General features: G+C 37.4%; 17 protein-coding genes. 8 read left to right on the top strand and 9 right to left on the bottom strand.

Annotated elements, in window-relative coordinates; all coding sequences use genetic code 11:
- Positions 1-38 precede the first annotated feature (38 nt).
- The 7 genes from ilvC to AC3WV0_RS02315 form a co-directional block, all read right to left on the bottom strand.
- Positions 39-1,520, bottom strand: coding sequence for a ketol-acid reductoisomerase (gene ilvC / locus AC3WV0_RS02345; protein ID WP_488843647.1), 1,482 nt, complete (start codon positions 1,518-1,520; stop codon positions 39-41).
- 197 nt (positions 1,521-1,717) lie between these two features.
- Positions 1,718-2,308 (bottom strand): acetolactate synthase small subunit, encoded by a 591-nt coding sequence (gene ilvN, locus AC3WV0_RS02340; RefSeq protein ID WP_027384999.1) that lies wholly within the window; start codon positions 2,306-2,308, stop codon positions 1,718-1,720.
- 177 nt (positions 2,309-2,485) lie between these two features.
- Positions 2,486-4,228, bottom strand: coding sequence for a biosynthetic-type acetolactate synthase large subunit (gene ilvB, locus AC3WV0_RS02335; RefSeq protein WP_488843645.1), 1,743 nt, complete (start codon positions 4,226-4,228; stop codon positions 2,486-2,488).
- A gap of 533 nt (positions 4,229-4,761) precedes the next feature.
- A complete protein-coding gene (gene ilvD, locus AC3WV0_RS02330) occupies positions 4,762-6,444 on the bottom strand; it encodes a dihydroxy-acid dehydratase (RefSeq protein ID WP_488843643.1) in 1,683 nt (560 codons plus the stop codon).
- Between the two features lie 70 nt (positions 6,445-6,514).
- Positions 6,515-7,420: a branched-chain amino acid transaminase gene (locus tag AC3WV0_RS02325; protein WP_488843641.1), complete on the bottom strand. Its 906-nt coding sequence runs from the start codon at positions 7,418-7,420 to the stop codon at positions 6,515-6,517.
- A 494-nt stretch (positions 7,421-7,914) separates the two neighbouring features.
- Complete coding sequence (locus AC3WV0_RS02320; protein ID WP_488843639.1) at positions 7,915-8,424, bottom strand: hypothetical protein; 510 nt, start codon at positions 8,422-8,424, stop codon at positions 7,915-7,917.
- Between the two features lie 261 nt (positions 8,425-8,685).
- A complete protein-coding gene (locus AC3WV0_RS02315; protein WP_488843637.1) occupies positions 8,686-9,540 on the bottom strand; it encodes an AraC family transcriptional regulator in 855 nt (284 codons plus the stop codon).
- Between the two features lie 231 nt (positions 9,541-9,771).
- On the opposite strand from AC3WV0_RS02315, the gene AC3WV0_RS02310 reads away from it, so the two are divergent.
- The 4 genes from AC3WV0_RS02310 (at position 9,772) to AC3WV0_RS02295 (ending at position 13,436) form a co-directional block, all read left to right on the top strand.
- The gene (locus AC3WV0_RS02310) at positions 9,772-9,993 is read left to right on the top strand and encodes a hypothetical protein (RefSeq protein ID WP_488843635.1); all 222 of its coding nucleotides are present in this window, start codon (positions 9,772-9,774) and stop codon (positions 9,991-9,993) included.
- Between the two features lie 152 nt (positions 9,994-10,145).
- Positions 10,146-10,757, top strand: coding sequence for a hypothetical protein (locus tag AC3WV0_RS02305; protein ID WP_488843633.1), 612 nt, complete (start codon positions 10,146-10,148; stop codon positions 10,755-10,757).
- Between the two features lie 131 nt (positions 10,758-10,888).
- Complete coding sequence (locus AC3WV0_RS02300; protein WP_488843631.1) at positions 10,889-12,883, top strand: PAS domain-containing sensor histidine kinase; 1,995 nt, start codon at positions 10,889-10,891, stop codon at positions 12,881-12,883.
- An 82-nt stretch (positions 12,884-12,965) separates the two neighbouring features.
- Positions 12,966-13,436 (top strand): hypothetical protein, encoded by a 471-nt coding sequence (locus AC3WV0_RS02295; RefSeq protein WP_488843629.1) that lies wholly within the window; start codon positions 12,966-12,968, stop codon positions 13,434-13,436.
- Positions 13,437-13,502: 66 nt separating this feature from the next.
- On the opposite strand, the gene AC3WV0_RS02290 is transcribed toward AC3WV0_RS02295, so the two are convergent.
- Both AC3WV0_RS02290 and AC3WV0_RS02285 read right to left on the bottom strand, forming a co-directional pair.
- Entirely contained in the window at positions 13,503-14,819 is a 1,317-nt protein-coding gene (locus tag AC3WV0_RS02290; protein WP_488843627.1) for a sensor histidine kinase, read from the bottom strand.
- 98 nt (positions 14,820-14,917) lie between these two features.
- On the bottom strand, positions 14,918-16,261 hold the full coding sequence (locus tag AC3WV0_RS02285) for a sigma-54-dependent transcriptional regulator (RefSeq protein ID WP_488843625.1): 1,344 nt from the start codon (positions 16,259-16,261) through the stop codon (positions 14,918-14,920).
- 350 nt (positions 16,262-16,611) lie between these two features.
- Between AC3WV0_RS02285 and AC3WV0_RS02280 the strand changes: the two genes are divergently transcribed.
- The 4 genes from AC3WV0_RS02280 (at position 16,612) to AC3WV0_RS02265 (ending at position 21,979) form a co-directional block, all read left to right on the top strand.
- Positions 16,612-17,853, top strand: coding sequence for an efflux RND transporter periplasmic adaptor subunit (locus AC3WV0_RS02280; protein ID WP_488843623.1), 1,242 nt, complete (start codon positions 16,612-16,614; stop codon positions 17,851-17,853).
- A 26-nt stretch (positions 17,854-17,879) separates the two neighbouring features.
- A complete protein-coding gene (locus tag AC3WV0_RS02275) occupies positions 17,880-18,656 on the top strand; it encodes a GIN domain-containing protein (protein ID WP_488843621.1) in 777 nt (258 codons plus the stop codon).
- Positions 18,657-18,739: 83 nt separating this feature from the next.
- On the top strand, positions 18,740-19,462 hold the full coding sequence (locus AC3WV0_RS02270; protein ID WP_488843619.1) for an ABC transporter ATP-binding protein: 723 nt from the start codon (positions 18,740-18,742) through the stop codon (positions 19,460-19,462).
- 102 nt (positions 19,463-19,564) lie between these two features.
- A complete protein-coding gene (locus AC3WV0_RS02265) occupies positions 19,565-21,979 on the top strand; it encodes an ABC transporter permease (protein WP_488843617.1) in 2,415 nt (804 codons plus the stop codon).
- The last annotated feature ends 110 nt before the right edge of the window (positions 21,980-22,089 follow it).

Genomic DNA, 22,089 nt, shown 5'->3' with positions numbered 1-22,089 from the left:
GGGAGTGGAAGACGGATAAAGGCGCCCAAATAAATATTTTAAACTGTTTTGATAGACTTCATCGCCGTCATTGCCTGACGCAGTTTTCTGCCGACAATTTCTACCGGATGATTTCTCAAAACATCGTTCACATAAACCAATTGTGCGTTGTCAACCGAAGTTTTTTTGCCTTCGTTGAAGTTTTTTCCAACCAAATCTGTATCCACCGACTTCATAAAATCTGCCAACAAAGGTTTGCAAGCCTGGTCGAACAGGTAACAGCCGTATTCTGCAGTGTCGGAAATCACACGATTCATCTCGAACAGTTTTTTTCGTGCGATGGTATTGGCAATCAAAGGGGTTTCGTGAAGCGATTCGTAATAAGCGGATTCCGGCTTGATTCCGGCTTCAACCATCGTTTCAAACGCTAATTCAACACCCGCTCTGATGAAGGCCGACATCAAAAGATAATTGTCGAAATATTCCTGTTCCTCGATTTTCACATCGCCTGCCGGTGTTTTTTCAAAAGCTGTTTCTCCTGTTTCTGCACGCCATTTCAAAAGGTTGGCATCGCCGTTTGCCCAGTCTTCCATCATTGTTTTGGAGAATTCGCCGGAGATGATATCGTCCTGGTGCTTTTGGAAAAGCGGACGCATAATGTCTTTCAGTTTTTCTGACAATTCAAAGGCTTTTAGTTTCGCTGGGTTCGAAAGTCTGTCCAGCATTCCGCTTACACCGCCGTGTTTCAAGGCTTCTGTAATGACCTCAACACCGTATTGAACCAATTTGGAAGCGTAACCTGCATCAATTCCTTTTTCGACCATTTTGTCAAACGAAAGAATAGAACCTGTCTGCAAAAGTCCGCACAAAATCGTCTGTTCTCCCATCAAATCGGACTTCACTTCGGCAACGAAAGAGGATTTCAAGACACCGGCTTTGTGACCGCCTGTTCCTACACAATATGCTTTTGCTTCTGCCCAGCCTTTTCCCTGAGGGTCATTTTCAGGATGAACGGCAATCAGCGTCGGAACACCGAAACCTCGCAGATATTCGGCACGAACTTCGGAACCCGGGCATTTTGGAGCGACCATAATAACGGTTAAATCTTTACGAATCTGCATTCCTTCTTCCACGATATTGAACCCGTGTGAATAGGACAAAGTCGCACCCTGTTTCATCAAAGGCTGAACTGCATTGATTACCGAAGTGTGTTGCTTGTCAGGCGTTAAATTGATGACCAAATCCGCAGTGGGAATCAGTTCTTCGTAAGTTCCGATTTTGAAATTATTTTCGGTTGCGTTTTTCCACGAATCTCTCTTTTGGTCGATAGCTTCCTGACGCAATGCGTAAGAAACGTCCAGTCCGCTGTCTCTGAGATTCAGACCTTGATTCAGCCCCTGAGCGCCGCAGCCAACCACTACGATTTTCTTTCCTTTCAATGCAGAAACGCCATCAGAAAACTCTGAACTGTCCATAAATTCTGCCTGTCCTAACTGATGCAACTGGTCTCTGAGTGATAAGGTATTGAAATAATTTGCCATATTTTTAAGTAAAAAGTAAAAAGTATCAAGTAAAAAGATTACCGTAACTACTTTTTAGGATTAATATTTTTTTGATTTTTAAATTCTGTTTTGAATATTTATTGAAAATTAAACACAAAGCGCACAAAGGTTTTTCAACAATTCAATGTTTTTAAGTTCACAAAGGCGCTTAAGCTAAACAAAGTTTGATTGTTTATTTACATTGTGAAAACATCGTCTCTTTTATCAAGATATTCGTTTTCAATAAGTTCGGGAGATGGTTCTCTTTTTTCGAACTCGAGGACTTTTTCGTGGATTCCTGCGCTGTTTTTGATGATTGCGATTCTTGCTCCACGCACGAATTCGATGAGTCCGTATTTGTTGAGCTCTTCAGTTAACCGGTCGATTTCTTCCCGATGTCCTGCCGTTTCAAAAACGATGTAATCCTGACGAATCACAACTGTAGATGCGCCATACTGACGAAGCAATCGTTCTACATAGACCTTTTCTGTCACCACATTTGCAGGGACTTTGTAAAGTGCCTGTTCCTGCCAGACAATCTCATCATCTGTATTGAAATAAGCTTTCAGAATGTCGATTTGCTTTTCCAGCTGACGGCAGAGTTTTCTTACGACTTCTTCGGTTTCATTAATGAGAATCGTGAATCTGTGAATGCCTTCCACCTCGGAAGGAGATGTATTAAGACTCTCGATATTGATTTTTCTTCGTGAGAAAATCCCTGAAATTCTGCCAATTAATCCAACAGAATTTTCGGTGTATAATGTGATGGTAAATTCTTGTTTTTCCATTGTTTTGTTTTCAAAATTCCCGTTATTGGAATGATATTGAACCCTTCGGGTTCGGTGGATGTTAATTTTTTATGCCATAGGTTCCACCTACGGCTATTCATATTAAACCCTTCGGGTTTTGATAGGATTTTCATCCTATTCTTTATTAAATCGTCCTTTCAGGACCTTGTTGAAAATTTATTTTAAACGAATTTCTGAAACCGAGGTTCCTTGGGCTACCATTGGAAAAACGTTATTTTCTTTTCCCACCATTACTTCCAAAAGATAAGCACCATCGTGATTGAGCATTGTTTCCAAAGCTGTTTTGAGGTCTTTTCGCTCTGATATTTTTTGTCCGTCGATGTAATAGCCTTTTGCAACGGCAACAAAATCAGGGCTCGTGATATTTACAAAAGAGTAACGCCTGTCGTGGAACAGCTGTTGCCATTGTCTTACCATTCCAAGGAATTCATTGTTTAGAATCAGGATTTTGACCTTCGCTCCGAACTGCATAATGGTTCCTAATTCCTGTAATGTCATCTGGAATCCGCCATCGCCAATGATGGCGACTACCGTTTTTTCTGGTGCGCCATACCAAGCGCCGATTGCAGACGGCAAACCAAATCCCATTGTTCCCAATCCGCCTGAGGTTACGCTGGATTTAGAATTATTGAATTGAGCATATCGACACGCCACCATCTGATGCTGACCAACATCGGTCGTTATAATGGCATCGCCATTAGTCAGCTCATTCAGAACTTTGATGACTTCTCCCATTGTCATTACATCGGTTGTGGGATTCAGTTCATTTTGAATGACCTCTTTGATTTCTTCTTTTTCCAACTCACGGAATTTTTCCAACCAAGCTGAATGGTCGTTTTCTTTGAGAAGCGCCGTCAACATCGGAAGCGTCTTTTTACAATTTCCCCAAACCGGAACGGTGGTCTTCACATTTTTATCAATTTCGGCCGGGTCAATATCAAGATGAATGATTTTTGCCTGTTTTGCATATTTATCCAAACGACCCGTAACCCTGTCATCGAAACGCATTCCGACCGCAATCAGAACATCACATTCGTTGGTCATTACATTGGGTGCATAATTGCCGTGCATTCCCAGCATTCCGACGTGTAGCTTGTGGCTTGTTGGAAGCGCACTCAATCCCATTACAGTTGCTGCTGCAGGAAGATTAACTTTCTCAATAAAAGCTTTGAATTCTTCTTCGGCTTTTCCCAAAATCACCCCTTGTCCAAACAAAACAAATGGCTTTTTCGCCTGATTAATCAATTCTGCGGCCTGTTCGATATATTCATTTCTGATTTCCGGCTCCGGGCGGTAACTTCTGATATGATTGCATTTTTCATACCCCGAATATTCGAATAATTGCAACTGGGCATTTTTGGTAATATCAATTAAAACCGGACCGGGACGACCCGTACCTGCGATATGAAAAGCTTTCGCAATCGCTTCCGGGATTTCGGTTGCATCGGTTACCTGATAATTCCATTTTGTAACCGGCGTTGTGATATTGATGACATCGGTTTCCTGGAAAGCATCCGTTCCCAAAAGTGAGGCAAAAACCTGACCTGTGATACAGACAATCGGATTGCTGTCTATCATCGCATCGGCTAGACCTGTCACCAGATTGGTTGCTCCCGGACCACTGGTTGCAAATACAACGCCCGTTTTTCCGGAAGTTCTTGCAAATCCCTGTGCAGCGTGAATGGCGCCTTGCTCGTGGCGAACCAAAATGTGTTTCAGCTTTTCGGAATAATCGTACAAAGCATCATAAATCGGCATAATTGCGCCACCGGGATAACCGAAAACTGTATGTACATTTTCCTGCAACAGAGCTTCTAAAACAGCCTTGGAACCAGGTATTTCTACCGATTTTGGCTGTTCTAATTCTATATTTTCTATTTGTGAAATGGTATTATTCATTTTTAATATTTTTCAGTTTAAAATTGAACCCTTCGGGTTCTGATTTGTTGGGTTTATATTCATCCCATAGGTTTTATCTACTGCTATTCATATTGAATCCTCCGGATTCTGATTTGGTTGACTTGTTCCATAGGTTTTACCTACGGCTACTGATATTGAATCCTTCGGATTCGTTGCTGATTTTGATTCTTTTTTACATAGGTTACACCTACGGCTATTCATATTGAATCCTCCGGATTCTGATTTGGTTGACTTGTTCCATAGGTTTTACCTACGGCTACTGATATTGAATCCTTCGGATTCGTTGCTGATTTTGATTTTTTTCACATAGGTTACACCTACAGCTATTCATATTGAATCCTCCGGATTATTCTTGAAACATTATTTTGGTATGTCATACGATTGCAGCCCGGCTTGAACGGAGCTCTTTTTGCGATGACCAAAAGTTCAACGGATTGCTTATTTTGTTCGCAAAAAAGCGGGAGTGGAAGACGGAAATAGCTGCCCAAAATAATATCTTACTCATTATCGTTTTACAAATCGGTGACACAGCCTTGTGAGGCATCTGCTACAGATTTGGCGTATTTGTATAACACCCCGCTCTTCACTTTGTATTCAGGTTGTTGGAATCCGGCCTTTCTTTTGGCGATTTCATCGTCTGACAGCAATGCGTTGATGGTATTTTTTTCGGCATCCAATTCAATCACATCTCCATCTTTAATTAAACCAATCAATCCTCCGGCAAAAGCTTCCGGCGTGATATGACCAACAACGAAACCGTGCGTTCCTCCAGAAAATCTTCCGTCGGTAATCAATGCGACATTTTTACCTAAGCCAGAGCCCATCAAAGCGGAAGTCGGTTTCAGCATTTCCGGCATTCCGGGTGCGCCTTTTGGGCCTTCATTTTTGATTACCACGACGTTTCCTTCCTTAATTTTTTTATCTTCGATACCTTTGATGAATTCTTTTTCACCGTCAAAAACAATCGCCGTTCCTTTGAAATAAGCGCCTTCTTTTCCTGTGATTTTTGCAACAGAGCCTTTCTCGGCAAGATTTCCGTACATAATTCTGATGTGTCCGGTTTCTTTGATTGGATTTTTGATATCGTGAATGATGTTTTGCTGTCTGTCGATAATTGAAGTGACGTGTTCCAGATTTTCCGCAATGGTTCTTCCCGTAACCGTCAAACAATCACCGTGAAGCAAGCTTAAATCCAATAGATATTTCATCACGGCTGGAACTCCGCCTACTTTGTGAAGGTCTTCCATCAAATATTTACCACTTGGCTTAAGGTCGGCTAAAAATGGTGTTTCGTCGCTGATTCTCTGGAAATCATCTAAAGTCAAATCATATCCGATGGATTTTGCAATGGCTATAAAATGGAGAACCGCATTGGTACTTCCACCCAGAATCATAATCAGCCTCAAAGCATTTTCGAAAGCTTTTGGCGTCATGATGTCCGATGGTTTAATGTCTTTTTCTAAAAGAATTTTAATGTAATGCCCGGCAAACTGGCATTCTTCTTTTTTTTCACGACTGAGAGCCGGATAAGACGAGGAATAAGGCAAACTCATTCCCAACGCTTCGATTGCGGAAGCCATTGTATTGGCGGTGTACATTCCTCCACAAGCTCCTGCACTTGGGCAGGAATTCTGAATCACACCCTGAAAATCTTCTTCGGAAATTTTACCTGCGATTTTATTTCCCAACGCTTCGAAAGCGGAAACGATGTTCAAATCTTCGCCTTTGTAATGTCCTGGGGCAATACTTCCGCCATAAACCATTATAGAAGGACGGTCAAGGCGCGCCATTGCTATAAGGGAGCCCGGCATATTTTTGTCGCAACCGGGAACGGTAATCAATCCGTCGTAATATTGTCCGGCACAAACCGTTTCGATGGAATCTGCAATGATGTCACGACTTACGAGAGAATATCGCATTCCGTCGGTTCCGTTGGTCATTCCGTCGCTGATTCCGATGGTGTGGAACATTAATCCAACAAGATTTTGTTCTTTCACTCCTTTTTTTATAATCTCAGCCAAACTATTGAGGTGCATATTACAGGTATTTCCGTCATAACCCATACTTGCAATTCCAATCTGTGCTTTGTCGAAATCCTCTTTTTGAAAACCAATCCCATAAAACATCGCCTGGGTTGCAGGCTGGGTAGGGTCTTTTGTGAGTGTTTTGGAATATTTATTTAAATTTTCTGACATATTTTATTTTTTTGGATGATAGGACTTCATCCTATCCTGTAATAGGCCGTCCCTTTGGGACTTTATGATTTTATTCTAAAATTAAATTCTCGCTTTTTAGGTATAAATAATCCTCTTCTAATACAAGATGACGATAAGCCGTCTGAATTTTAAATGCTAAACTGTCTTCCCAATTCAGTTTGAAAGGAATGTTATCAAGAGAATCCAAGGCTACGATTTCGGCCGCGGTTCCGCAGAAAAAACCTGCATCTGCACCTTGCATTTCTTCCGGTTTGAAGAATTTTTCTTCATAAGGGATTCCCAGATTATCACAGATTTCAAAAACTGTCGCTCTGGTAATTCCAGGAAGTATGCTTCCTTTTGCCGGTGTGAAAAGTTTCCCATCTTTTTCAAAGAAGATATTGGCGCCGGAGCTTTCTGCTACATTGCCTTCAGCATCCAGAACCAAAGCTTCATCAAAACCTTTATCCTTAGCTTCCTGACAAGCTAAAATCGAATTCACATAATGACCGCTGACTTTTGCTTCGACCTTGAAAGCTTTTGGATTCGGGCGTTCAAATGAAGACGTCATAACTCTCATTTTGTTGGCGAGATAACCGTTATCCCAATTCCAGGCTTCAATTACCAGATAACTTTTTTGTCCTTTTGACAAGGCCATATTTGGAGAACAAATGACCAATGGACGAATGTATGCATTGCTTAGATTATTAATTTCAAGCAGTTTATAAGTTGCCTCTACCATTTCTTCTGTGGAATAATCGAAAGGCATCATCATTGTTTCGGCAGATTTTCTAAGTCTGTCGTAATGTTCTTCTGCTTTGAAAATTTTAGTCCCATTAGCTGTTTTGTAAGATTTGATCCCCTCGAAAACAGCATATCCGTAGTGTAACGATTGACCGTACAAGTCGGTCTTGGCTTCTTTTGCTTTCACATATTCCCCATCAAAGAAGAGAACGCTGTCATCATTGTAATACATTCTGTATTGGTTTTATTATTGATTAATTGTTTATCTATTAAATAAAAAACCATTCCCGTGATGAGAATGGTCTGTCGTATTTCAATTCAAAAATTATCACAAGCCACCACTCACCACCGGAAATCCGATAATGACAAGAATGACAATAATAATGATTGTGTTATTCATCTGTTTTTGTTTTGAACGATACAAATGTAGAGACTAATATTGTATTTTTCGTAAAAAATTCCTTACATCAATAGTAAAAACACATAAGATACTGTTATTTTTACGATATTCGTTAAAACAAAAATATCATACGAAGTGTTGATTTTCAATTTGTTAAACATTAAAGATTTACGATGTCAAAATTTTGCCCGGAATGCAATATTTAAGGTCATATTTTGAATTTGTAGCCGATCAAAACAAAAAAAAACACAGAAACTCCTTAAAAGTGAGACAAATTCGTTAGAATCTTTAATGCTAATATCAACAAACATCCATTATAAATCATTTTACTCTTCTGCATGAAGCAATGCAACTCTTCTGTTAATCTTCCTTTGCTTCACAAATTGAATAATGGAACCTGCGATGAAAAGGACGAACAGCACCAGAAGTGTCTGACCGATAATCGGATCCTTAATATCTTTCGCCAACGGATGACCGATAGGAACTCTTGTAAATGTTTCATTTACTGTTGGTACAAGTGACAGAAAAAAGCTGAATGATAATAAGAAGTTTTCAAAATACCTGGCTTTTTTACTTTCCTTTTTATTTGAAAATAGAAAAAAGGCAATAGCAATCAGAACGATGATGAATAATGAAAACACGTGTCCAGCATTAAAACCGCCATGTTTTGAAATTCCTAATGCTGTAACTGAGGTCACGAGCGTTGCATAAAAATATAATTTTCCGGACCTTGTGGCAAGATTGATCTTTCCATATTTCACAAATCCAATGATTGCTCCTGCAATGGCCGAAATACCAATAATGGTATGAAAAATTCCTAAACCTGATAAACCCATTTTTGTTTTATTTTTGTTAATTAATATTCACTAAAAACTCTGTTATATTAGTTCCTTAGTTATTTCTCATAAAAAATTAACAAGAAATTACTCCCTGAAAGGAACGATACAAAGTTGCAACGGAAATACAAAAATGGTTTTGTGATTTGGTTCAGATATTTGAGAATTTGGTTCAAAAAGCATTTCAATTCTACTAAAAAAGTGCATAATTCTTTATACAAAAATGCTTTAAGTAAAATTCAAGATTAAAAATTCCTGTATCTATTTATCTTTATGCTCTATGCGATAATTGGTAGGGGTAAGATGAAATTTATCGGTGAAGCTTTTTGTAAATGTGGCAAGATCGTTAAACCCGCAATCAAAAGCAATATCGGTAATTCTTTCGCTGGAGATCAGAAGCAGTTCAGCCGCTCTTTCAAGCTTTTTATTTTTAATATAATTTGCAGGTGTATCGTTGTAAATTTTTGCAAATTCTCTTTTGAAAGATGATACGCTTAAATTACTTTGTTCTGCCAACTGCTCAATCGTGAGTTGTGAAAATAAATGAGCTTCAACGATTTGTTTAAAAGAGTACGTTGTGGGAGAAAAAAGTTGCGACAAAATCAATTGAATAGAATCTGCACTCTGTGACTGAGCCAGCAATAAAATAATTTCCTTTAACTTAAGGATCAGAATATCTTCATTGACAAGCGATGGGTTTTCAAAATAAAAAAGCAGACCTTCAACATATTTTTTAATGAGAAAATCGTTGTTTATTTTTTCACTGGATTTATTTGAAATTAAATGCTTCGGTTTCTGCAAAAGCGTAGGAAATTCCCTGTCATAAATCTTCTTTAAAATATCCGGATAGAAATTAACAATAACAATCTGACAATTTTTTTCCTGTTTGGAATGATGGATTCTCTTTCCTGAACTTATACAATTCTGAAACAATGAATAATCGGCAGGAATATTTATTTGTTCCTGATTTACCTGATATTGAAGCTCTCCTTTTAAAACATATATGAAGCAGGCTTGCTCAGCTACCGGAAAATCATATCTGAAAGGTGCCGTCAGATCGATTCTCTGCATCAGCGTTTTCCCGAATAGTTCGTATTTTTTATAGTCATTGACCATAATCTGCCAGATATTTAATTTAAATTGTTATTCTGATTTTCAAATATAGAAAGTTTTCAGGTAAACTCATCCAGTGGCTATAATACATGTTTTAACCTGTTATTTAACTATTTAAAAATGATAAAACTTGATCTCTGGAAATTGTTTAATATTAATTTCACTTTATCTTGATAAAAACCATGATTTGCACAAGATTTGCTGCATACACCACACAACCAAATACACACTATTATGCAGTTTATCGATTTTAAAAAAGAACATTTTACGCAGGATGAGGAAACCAAAGATTTTGTAATTGATATTTCTAAAGAAGAAGTAGGATTCGGTGAAATCACGGTACAGGAAAAAACAGATGATGAAACATTTACAGATGCAGATTATGAAATTACTGATGATCTCAACAAGGTAACTATAAAAATGAAGAAGCCAGCAGATATAAGGGTAAACTTTTAAAACATCAATACTCCGAAGTATTTGGAGTATTTGTTTATTAAATATTATGAGCAACAGGTCTTTAACGAATGTCACGATTTCAACAGGCTTGATTTCAATCATACTTTTCGTAAAAAGTATATTTTACATTAGAGCTTTAATACATTAAAGTTATGGGAAAATTTTATCAGTTGAAGGATATTTACGGTAAAAAAATATCAAGGGAACAAAGTAACGCATTAAAACTATATTTTAGGGAAGTATATGTAGAAGACGTACTTAAGACAAGATACCTGATTGAGGACAAAAATATACGCCACGTACATCATTATCTGGATACTGAAGAAAATATTGGCTGTCTTTTGAACGAATACAAAAACTGCAAGGTTTCTTTCTATCGTATTTCTTACGAAGGGCCTTATCAGATTCAGGAGATTGACCTGTATGATGAAGGTATTGTAACGGAAAAGACCCGAACACTTAACAGTATGGATCAACAGATCATATGTTTTCATGCAATTGATATTTTATCGGGACATGAGATTCACAGGGAGACAAAAAAATACTACCATATGCCCAACGGCTCCACCTGTGTATTTTCTTATAATGATGATGGACAATGTATTACGATTGATATAAAAGAAAACCTATCTTTTAGCAAAGGCCAACGTCCTAATTTAAAATTGCCAATAACAACTCTTACTTCTAAAGAAAAAGAGTATTATCAATCTTCAAAACCATTCATTCCTTCCCTATCTATGGTACCTGATATTTGTGAAAGCTAATATTCACAAATAGATTTTAGATTTTGCTTTTATCTTCTGAAAATTACTTTGATAAGTCGTTATAGAATTTTTAAAATTTTGAATGCAGTGTAGATGGCGTGAAACTGCTTTTGCATATATTTGCTAAATTTATGATTACCGAAGAAAATTCATCCTACAACAGCTTCAGCACCGACTTAATCATTCAGGCACTGGCTGCTTCCCCCGCTCCTACCTCTATTTATTCAGGTGAAGAGATGGTCATACGCTTTGCCAATGCGGGCATGCTGGCGCTTTGGGGCAAAGATGCATCGGTAATAGGCAAACCCCTGATGGAAGCGATTCCTGAATTGGAAGGGCAACCGTTTTTAGCTTTATTACAGGAAGTCTGGCGCTCCGGCAAAACGTATTCTGTATCCGAAGCTCCGGCAAAACTGATAAAGAACGGAGTGGAAACACTTGATTATTTCGATTACGAATACAGAGCACTTCTTGATGAAAATAAAAAGACATGGTGTATCCTTAATACTGCGCTTGAGGTAACTTCACGCCGGGAATTCCTGCAACGCATACAGCAGAAAGAAGAAAAGGAACAGGTACTGAAAGAGGAAATGGCAGCAACCCTTGAAGAATTGACCTCCACCAACGAAGAACTCAATGACTATATAAAGCTGCTTGCCCATAGCAGAGAGCACGTTCGGGCAATCATTGAACAGGCTCCTGTTGGAATTGCGATGTTAAAAGGACCGGATCATATAATTGAAATCGCCAATCCGGCAATACTTAAGATATGGGGACGTACCGAAGAAGAAGTAATCGGTTATCCGCATGAGACTGTGCGCCCTGAGTTACGAGGACAGCCAGTAAATAAGTGGCTTAAAGAAGTCTTCCAGACTGGAGAACCAAAAATTAACAGTGAATTTCTGGTAAAGCTGTATCATCATGGCGGATTAAGAGAAGCTATTGTCAACTCAATATACCAGCCTATATTTTCTGCTGATGGCAAAATATCTGGTATCCTGATTATCCTTGAGGAGATCACTCAACAGGTTTTAGACAGACGAAAGAATGAAAATGACCAGCAAATGCTCGCTTTGGCTATTGATGCAGGAAAACTTGCTACATTTTATTACCAACCCGACACCAACCTCTTTTCCGGAAATGCTCTGTTAAAAAAATGGTTCGGCCTTTCTTCTGAGGAAGATCTGGATCTGTCTTTGGCACTAGAAGTAATTGTACCCGAAGACCGTGAACGCGTAATTTCTGCCATTACAGACTCTCTTAGCAAACATTCTGACGGAAATTATTTTATAGAATACCGAATTAAAAACAGTGTAGATATGAAGACCAGGATGTTACAGGCCAATGGAAGAGTTTTCTATGATCCGCAGGGTAATCCGCTGAGCCTTAATGGCACGCTAAGAGATATTACGGAACAAAAAAAAGAGGAAGAGCGAAAGGATGATTTTATGGGAATGGTTAGCCATGAGCTTAAAACACCGCTTACCTCACTTAAGGCTTATCTTCAGATCCTGCTGAGAATGACTGCAAAATCAGAAAATCCTACGCAGCAGAATACACTTGAAAAATCTTTAAAGCAGGTGGATAATATGAATAGTATGATCAATGGTTTCCTTAATGTCTCTCGTTTTGATACAGGACAAATGCATATTGAGAAAACAGTTTTTGATTTCCAATCATTATTCTCGGAAATTGAGGATGAAGTACTTTCAACCATCCACACTCACAAGTTTCTTTTTAAGGCATCCGGGCCATTGTCGATACTGGCGGATCGCGAGAAGATATCGCAGGTAATCCATAACCTGATCGGAAATGCCGTTAAATATTCTCCGATGGGAACAGTAATCACTGTAGAATATGTAACAACTGGCAATAACAGTTTAAAAGTTAACGTCTACGATCAAGGGAAAGGAATTTCACAGAATGATCGGCAACGGATATTTGAACGCTATTATCGTGTAAAAGATACTCACAGCGCATCGATCGCGGGTTTTGGCATTGGACTTTATCTTTGTAAGGAAATTATTCAACTTCATAAAGGTGATATTGATGTTGAAAGCACCGAAGATGAAGGTTCAGTTTTCTCATTTGTTTTACCGATTGATGGAACCAGAAATTTTTCCTGATTTCAAAATATAGCAGATCGATTTTAAATAGAATTTTCAAAAGAAAATGCTGAATATTCCGTTTAATTCTTAAATTTAGGCCATGCAAAAATTTTTTCTTCTTATAATCATTTCATTTTCACTCATCAGCTGCTATACTTATCAGGTTAAAAAACAGCCAGATACAGCGTCTGACAGCAAGCAGGAATTTAAAAATGGGACATCTCTTGCCAATAATAATTCTCCCCAATCGAAAAATACGGCAGCTGAATCAAAAAATGTAAATTCACAACAAGCACCGATTCCCATCAATGTTCAGGAGAAACTTAAACCCGGCAAAAATTTCAAAATACACGCCGATGGCAAGACGTATAAAATAATAGTTGACAAATGGGAAAGTGACAGCCTGGTTGCACATGCAGTTCATAATCCTAAAAGAACTCTGAAATTCCACAAGAATCAGATCAATAGCGAGAGAATTGCAGAAAAACGCTTTTCACAACCCATCGCTGATATTATTACCGTTGTGGTTTATGCAGGTATTGGTGTAGCAATATATTCTCTCATACGATAACCTTACTTTAAATCAACGATTTATACATCTTCGAACAAATACATCACTAAAATCTCTTAATTATAACTATTCCACAAACCAGATCTCAAACCGACTTCCCTGTTCCAAAGGCCTGTAATTTAAATAACCTTTATGCGCTTCAATAATACTTTTGCTAAGCGTCAGACCAATTCCCGAGCCATTGCTTCTCGTCGTGAAAAACGGAAGGAAAATCTTATTCTGAATTTCCTTTTGGATTCCGATTCCGTTATCTTCCACACTCAGAATAATCCGTTTGTTCTGAGTCTTGATTTCTGTTTTAATGGTTCTTTCCACATTTTCTGAAACAGCATAAATTGCATTGAGATAGAGATTTATCAAACATCTTTCAATCATTTTTTCATCAGCCAAAATCGTATTATTTTCCAATGAATTGATGATTTTAATATGATTTTTTTCAAATTCAGGCTTTAGGAAATTAAGTGCTGATTCTACAATCTGGGTTAATGAAATTGTTTTGAAAACAGGTTTCGGAAGTTCTGCAACTTGTCTGTAATCATCCACAAAATTTAATAACTGCTTAGATTTTGAATTAATAATCATCAGGCTTTCCTTCATATCCTGCTGATCTTCCTTTTCTATAATTTCCTGATTTGCAATATATTCTAAATTCTGAATCAGACTATTCACCGGCGTAAGAGTATTCAGAAGCTCGTGCGAAATTACTTTCATCAGATTGTTCCATGCCAGTTTTTCTTTCTGTTCTATGATTTTCTGAACCGATTCTAAACTGATGATACAAAAACGATGTTTCGCATTCTGAACTTTCTTCGTTCTGAGGGAAAATGACTGTTTTGTATTCTCGTTAATCGAAACATCGAAGAACTCCTGAGAATTTTCATAGCTGGTTTGTTCGATGATCTTATAAAAATCGGGCGTTTTATTTTCATAAAGATTCCACGAATTGTACTTCGGAATCTGAAGGATTTCGAGAAAAACAGGATTTACATAAAAGACTTCCCAATGATTACTCTTTTCGGACAAAATCATCAATCCTATTTCCAGCTGATTCAGAATTTCTTCATATAAAAGCTTGTAAGATGATTGTGAAAGATGTTCTTCTTTGCTTTGGTAATAAAGCTTTACGGCATTATCGACCAGACTGTTTTCTTCGGTTTTCGGAAAAAGTGAAAAATCTTTTTTCTGAATTGCCAACAGCAGTTTTTCCGTTTTCTGAACATAAGACAAAGCCGAAGTCTGCGCCATAACAACGCAACCCAAACTCACTAAAGAAAATAAAATACAGTTAATCCACTTGTGCTGTGAATAAAAATCAAAGGCAAAAATTCCGCAGACAATTGAAAGCAGAATGAAGATTAACCAGAATATTTGTTGTTTTTTCATTTTTTTAAGGGGATGAAGGGCACATGATGTCTTGCAATTCGGAAATTATTCTATACACAATATAAAAACATCCATCACCTAATATCAAGCACCCGTCTCTATAAACTAAATTTTTCCATTCTTCTGTACAATGCTGCCCTCGATAATCCCAGATCTTCCGCTGCCAGAGAAATATTTCCGCGGTGTTTTTTCAAAGCTTTTTTAATCAGGATTTCTTCCATTTCTTCGATATTCAGATTCACAATCGTCTTTTCAGATTCTTCATCCTGAGGCATCAGCAGTTTAAGGTTTTTCTCATTGGAAAGAATCACACTTCTTTCGATGCAGTGGTCGAGTTCACGAATGTTTCCTGGCCACGAATAATGTTTTAATTCTGAAATTAAAGCTTCATTCAAAACCAAATCAGGTTTATGATATTTCTGCTTGTATTTATCCAGAAAATAATCAGCCAGAGTCGGAATGTCTTCCAAACGTTCTCTCAGACTAGGAATATTTAATTCAACTGTGTTGATCCTGTAATATAAATCTTTCCGGAAACGACTTTCTGCAACAGCTTTTTTAAGATTCTCATTAGTTGCAAAAATAAATCTCACATCCAGTAAACGTTCTTTACTCTCCCCTATTCTCGATAACTTTCTGTTTTGAATTAAACTCAATAATTTAGTCTGGAGATGGAGCGGAAGATTTCCAATCTCATCCAGGAAAACAGTTCCATTTTCGGCATTTTCGATTTTTCCGGCGTAATCCTGATGGGCATCGGTAAATGCTCCTTTTTTATATCCAAATAATTCAGCTTCAAAAAGGTTCTCAGAAAGACTTCCCAGATCAATATGAACAAAAGGCTGGTTTTTCCTTTCCGACAATTCGTGAATACGTTCTGCAAGCACGTATTTTCCGGTTCCGTTTTCGCCCAACAGCAAAACATTGGCATCAGTTGCAGCCACTCTCTCAATCTGGTCCATCACTTCCTGCATCGCCGGAGATTGGGTTTCCAGTTGATATTGATTGGTTTTGGCGCTTACATTTTCCCACTGATTCAGTTTCTTGTTTTTCCGGGAAATATCGACAGCCAGATTTACGGAAGCATATAATTTTTCGTTATTCCATGGCTTTAAAATAAAGTCGGAAGCGCCATTTTTCAAGGCTTCAACAGCTAACTCCACTTCACCGTAAGCGGTCATCAGTATAATCGGAAGCTGAGGTTCCAGTGTTTTGATTTCCTTCATCCAGTACAGCCCATCCTGTCCGCTCTCAAAACCTTTCCGGAAATTCATATCCAACAAAACCGTATCAACCTGCTGTTCGGCTAAAAATTTCAGAATATTCTTAGGCTGACTGAGACAGCTCACTTCCGTGAAAAACTTCTTAAGCCAGACTCTCGCCGAAAACAAAATGTCTTCGTCATCATCAACAATTAAAATATGAGCTTCTTTTTTTCGCATTTTTTAAGTTAAATCAATTATTGTTTAATTGTCCTTCTTTATTTTTGGCTAAAGCCTGTTGTATTGTAAAATCCTTAAATGGGATAAAGCCCATTCCTATTGATATTAATATTGTTGCTAATAGTTCTTAAGTATTAATTTTTTTAATCATTAATTTCAGCCTAAAGTAAAATCATTTATCGCTCATTATTATAATTAATTCTGTTCGTTTTCGCACAAAAAGTGTCCGATAATGAACAGTTTTAAAATTAATAAAATTATCTTTAATCTCATTTACAGAACATTACAAGATCATAAACTTGTGGCATCCTCATTGTGTAATCACCTGTAAGTAAAACAGTTATCTAAATATGGATACGAAAATAGTAAAAAAGAAATCTAAACTGAAATTTATCTTTATCATTATCGTCTCTGCTTTGGCAGTTTCGGTTTTTGGATGGTATTTTCTTAACCAGAAAAAAACATATAATGTAAAAGCAGAAGATATCACAATTGATGAAGTGACAAATGGAAAATTCGAAGATATGCTGATGGTAACGGCGCAAACGCAATCGCTTAATTCTTCTCTCGTAAATGTTCTGGAAGGCGGTGCGGTGAAAGAAATTTTTGCGGAAGACGGACAAATGCTGACGAAAGGACAACCTATCGCAAGAGTTTATAATCCGAATACAGAATTCAATTATCTTAATCAGGAAACGGGAATTATGCAGCAGATCAGCCAGATGAGAAGTTCGCTTTTGGAACTGAAAAATCAGGAGTTCAGTCAGGATAAGGAGTTATTGCAGTCTCAGAACGATTACAATACGGCATTGCAGACTTTTAATTTACAGAAAAGACTGTACGATGCGGAAATCGGAAAGAAAACCGATTATGACATTGCACTTCAGAATCTGAATTATCAGAAAGACCGAAAACAAATCGTGGAAAAAGGCGCTTCTAATGAGAAAATTTCGAGAAATGCTCAGTTTTCAGCGATTAATAAATCCATTAATCAGATGGAGAAAAGTTTGAATATTCTTCGTTCCAACAAAAATAATTTCCTCATTATGTCGCCGGCTTCGGGAAGATTGTCGTCATTCAATATTTCTCTTGGACAAAACTTAACGGCGGGAGAAAGCATTGGAAAAATCGATTTAATGGGAGGCTACAAACTGGTGGCAAAAGTGGATGAATATTACATCAACAAACTTATAAACGGGATCAAAGGGACATTGGATAATAACGGAAAAGAATATGAAGTCATCATCACTAAAATTCTTCCGGAAGTGAAAGACGGACAATTTTCTGTGGAACTGAATTTTATTGATAACAAAATTGAAAATCTGAAAATCGGGATGACTTTCGGGGTAAAACTGAAATTATCTGCCGACACCCAAAGTATGATGATCCCGAAAGGAAGTTTCTATAAAGATACCAATGGAAAATGGATTTTTGTGGTAAAAGGCAGCAAAGCCGAAAAACGAAACATCAGCCTGGGAAGAGAAAATCCTTTATTTTACGAAGTGGTTTCCGGATTGAAACAAGGTGAAAAAGTAATTACTTCGGATTATTCTGAGCTTAAAAAATATGAAATGCTTGATATTCAAAAATAACAATAAATCAAAAAAAACTAATTATAATGCAAAAACTATTATTACTATTAATGACAATGATTATCGGATTTCTGATGTCTTTGATAACGTTGAAAGGAAATGATTTTTCTAATAAGATTGAAAAACCGGAAACCAAAACTTTTAATTTGAGTCCGTTTAATGCAGTGAAAACCTCTCAAGCAATTGAAGTGGAAATTGTAAAATCAACCGATGAAAAAGCGGTTGTGACCAGCACGCATTTGTCTGAAGTGAAAATTGAAGTAAAAAATAAAATACTTTACATCCGCTACAGCTCCAGTATTTCTCTTCAGAATGCAGACACAAAAGTGATTGTGTACGCAAAAGATCTGGTAAAAGCTGAAGCAGGAAATGCATCGACTATAAAAGTAAAAAGTATTTTTGAAAACTCTGAACAGACTTTTGAAAGCAATGAAGGTGGTAAAATTTATGCAGATTCAAGAGCTTCGACTGTCAATATCTACACCAATAGTTCAGGCAGGTTTTCGGGAAAAATCAATACAAAAAAACTAAACATTGATGCTAATTCTGCAGGTATGATAAAAATCAGCGGTTTTGCCGATAATGCGGAAATCAACTCGGATAATGCGAGTTCTCTGGACGCAAAAAATATGAACATACAAACTGCAAAAGTAACTGCAAGAGCAACATCATCGATCATTTTGAGCGTTTCAAAAGAACTGAATGCCTCTGCAAGTTCTTTGGCAAAAATAAGATACAAAACGTTGTCCGGTATCAAATTTTCTGCAAAAAGAGATTCCGGGGGAACCATCGATATGCTTTAGATACAGGTAATGATTATAATTTAAATGATCTTCTAACCTTAAAACATAGAACTATAAACTATAAACTTTAAACTAAATTAAAAATGATAAAAATTCATAATCTTTCAAAAATTTATAAAACTGAGGATGTTCAAACCAACGCATTAAACAATGTAAGCCTGCAAATCAAAGAAGGCGAGTTTGTGGCGATAATGGGGCCTTCGGGCTGCGGAAAATCAACTTTTCTTAATATTCTTGGATTGTTGGACAGTGCTTCTTCCGGCTCATACCAGTTTGAATCGATTGAAACCATCGGAATTTCCGAAAAGAAAAAATCGGATATCAGAAAAAAAAATATCGGTTTCATTTTCCAGAATTTTAATCTGATTGATGAACTGACGGTTTATGAAAATATTGAACTTCCCTTGATTTATAACGGTGTTTCTTCCTCAGAAAGAAAAAGAAGAGTGGAAGAAATTATGGAGAAAATCAATATCGCTCACCGGGCAAAACATTATCCACAACAGCTTTCCGGCGGTCAGCAGCAGAGAGCAGCGGTAGCGAGAGCATTAGTAACCAGGCCAAAATTGATTCTTGCCGATGAGCCAACCGGAAACCTAGACAGTTCCAACGGAAATGAAGTAATGAACCTTCTCGCAGAACTTCACAGAGAAGGCTCTACGATTGCAATGGTAACGCACTCTTCCTATGATGCCGGTTATGCCTCCAGAATTGTGAATATGAAAGACGGCGAAATTTTTTCAGAAGAACACTCTTCTCAGAGAAAGGATGTGTTCGAAAAAGCCGATGCAAAAAACTTCGAGTAAGAAAAAGCGGGAAGCTGAATGATGGAAGCCGGATGTCTAAATTATTACATTCAATAACTTCCTGCTTCCATCATCCTGTTTACAACCTAAAAAACTACAATTATGCTAAATAACTGGCTCAAAATTGCCTTTATCAATTATAAAAAGAATTGGCTTTCAACGATTATTAATTTATTTGGATTAACGATCGGACTGACAGGCTTCATGCTCATTCTCATGCACTGGAATGATGAAGAATCCTACGAAAAATGGAATCCGAAAAAAGATATGATCTATGGATTTCAACAGCATAACAAAAAAGAAAATACCTACAGCCCAAGCATTTCTTATCCCATTGCAGAACGTGCGGTAAAAATGATTCCTGAAATTAAGAACTATGTATTGTTCAGTGGTTCCGGAATGGGGTATAAAATGACAACCAACAAGAAAACCATTTATCAGAAAGATGGTATGGCCGTTTCTGAAAATTTCTTCAACTTCTTTCCTTTCAAACTGATATCAGGAAGTTTCAAGGATGCTTTAAAAAATGAAAATTCACTTGCCATTTCAACCAAAGCAGCAAAAAATTTATTCGGTAAAACAAATGTAGCCGGGGAAAACGTAAAATTTGACAACAAAAATTACATTATTACTGCTGTCTATGAATTGCCAAAAGAAAACAGTGTCATAAAACCGGAATTTGTAATGCAGGCTTATGAACAACTGAAGAATGATAAAGAAGCCTGGGGCAATTTTAATTATGGATGCTTCATGATACTGGATAAAGATGCGGATCCGAAAATTGTTCAGGACAAGTTATTAAAAGACGTCTTTGAGTACAGAGCGAAAATAAATGCACAGGGAGCAGGCGTCACACCTCAAAAATATCTGGAATTGTACGGGCCGCAAGGAAGTTTACTGACTCCTTTGGACCAAATGAAACTTCACGGAAAAGCCTATTGGTTTGGCACCGGAGATTTTAAAACAATGCTGATTCTCTTTAGCCTTTCGGTATTAATTGTAATTTTATCAGCCATCAATTTTATTAATCTGAAAACAGCTCAGGCTTCTCAACGTGCAAAAGAAATTGGGGTAAGAAAAGCGATTGGAAGCACCAAAACAAAACTTGTCCTGCAGTTTTTGTTAGAGACTTTTCTTATTTGCTTTGCCTCTTACATTTTAGCACTGGCATTAACAGAACTTCTTTTACCGAGCTTCAATAAATTCTTCGGGAAGGAAATCGTGATGAATGATTGGCATATTTATTTTTATTCATTCGCAATGGTTTTGGCAGTTACACTGATTTCCGGTTTGATTCCTGCAACGTATCTGGCAAACTTTAAAGCCATTGAAACACTAAAAGGAAATTTTGCCAGAAGCAGGCACGGCGTTTGGCTCAGAAACAGCATTCTCGTATTACAATTAATCATCTCATCTTTTTTTATCATTGGCGGTCTGATTGTAAATTCCCAAGTGAAATATATGATGAGTAAGGACCTCGGCTTTAATGGTAAACAGGTTTTTCTGGTTTCTTTCAGTGAAAATAATCCTCAACCCTGGCTGAAGTATGAACGAATTAAAAATGAAATGAAAAAAATACAAGGTGTTGATGCCGTTTCTTATGGAGAAGCTGTAGCAGGAAGCTACCGTTACAGCAATTCCAATATGGATTACATGGATAAAACGATCTACGCACAGCACGGTTCGATGGATTACGATTATCTTCAGTTTATGGGTGTTAAACTTCTCAAAGGCCGTTGGCTGAATCCTAAATTAGCTTCAGATACGATTAATAATGTTTTGGTAAATGAAACCTTTGTTAAGCAATTTGGCTGGACAGATGACCAGGCACTCAAAAACGAATTCCGTCCGGGTTTTGATGATAAACCATATAAAATCGTAGGAATTGTAAAGGATTTTAATCTCAAAAGCTTAAAAGCTGAAATTGAACCTATTGTATTCTTTCATTATCGTACAACATCCTGGAAGCGATACAACGTTTACAATATCCAATTGAAACTAAAACCGGATGATATACCGGCAACTGTAAAAAGAATTAAAAGGTATTGGGAAAGTAAAGTAGAACCCGGCTATCCGTTCGAATCCTATTTCATTGACAAACAATTTGCCAAAACTTTCGAGGTATATCAGAAGCAGCAGACCCTATTCACGATTCTCAATGCAATGGTTTTAATGGTTGCTTTACTTGGATTATTCGCTTTGTCTTCGTTGATGATTGAGCAAAAACTGAAAGATGTAGCCATCAGAAAAACACTTGGCGCATCAGACAAAACCCTCATTATCGGACTGACAAAACAGTTTCTCTGGATTACACTAACAGCTGTAGTAATAAGCATTCCAATCAGTTATTACTTAATGAATGAGTGGCTGAAGGATTTTGCCTACCGAATCGATATGCCGGTCTTTCCATTTGTTCTGAGTCTTATTTTATTATTGATTCTAACCTTTGCGGTGGTAAGTATTAAAGCCTATCAGGCAACCAAAGTGAATCTGGTGAAATATCTAAAGTATGAATAAACGAACCCGAAGGGTTCAATATCAATAGCCGTAGGTAAAACCTATGGGATCCGGTGAAATATATAAATACGAATAACGAACCCGAAGGGTTCAATATAAATAGCCGTAGG

This window comes from Chryseobacterium sp. 27AL (genome assembly GCF_057815395.1).
This window is presented reverse-complemented; position numbering and strand designations above follow the sequence as displayed.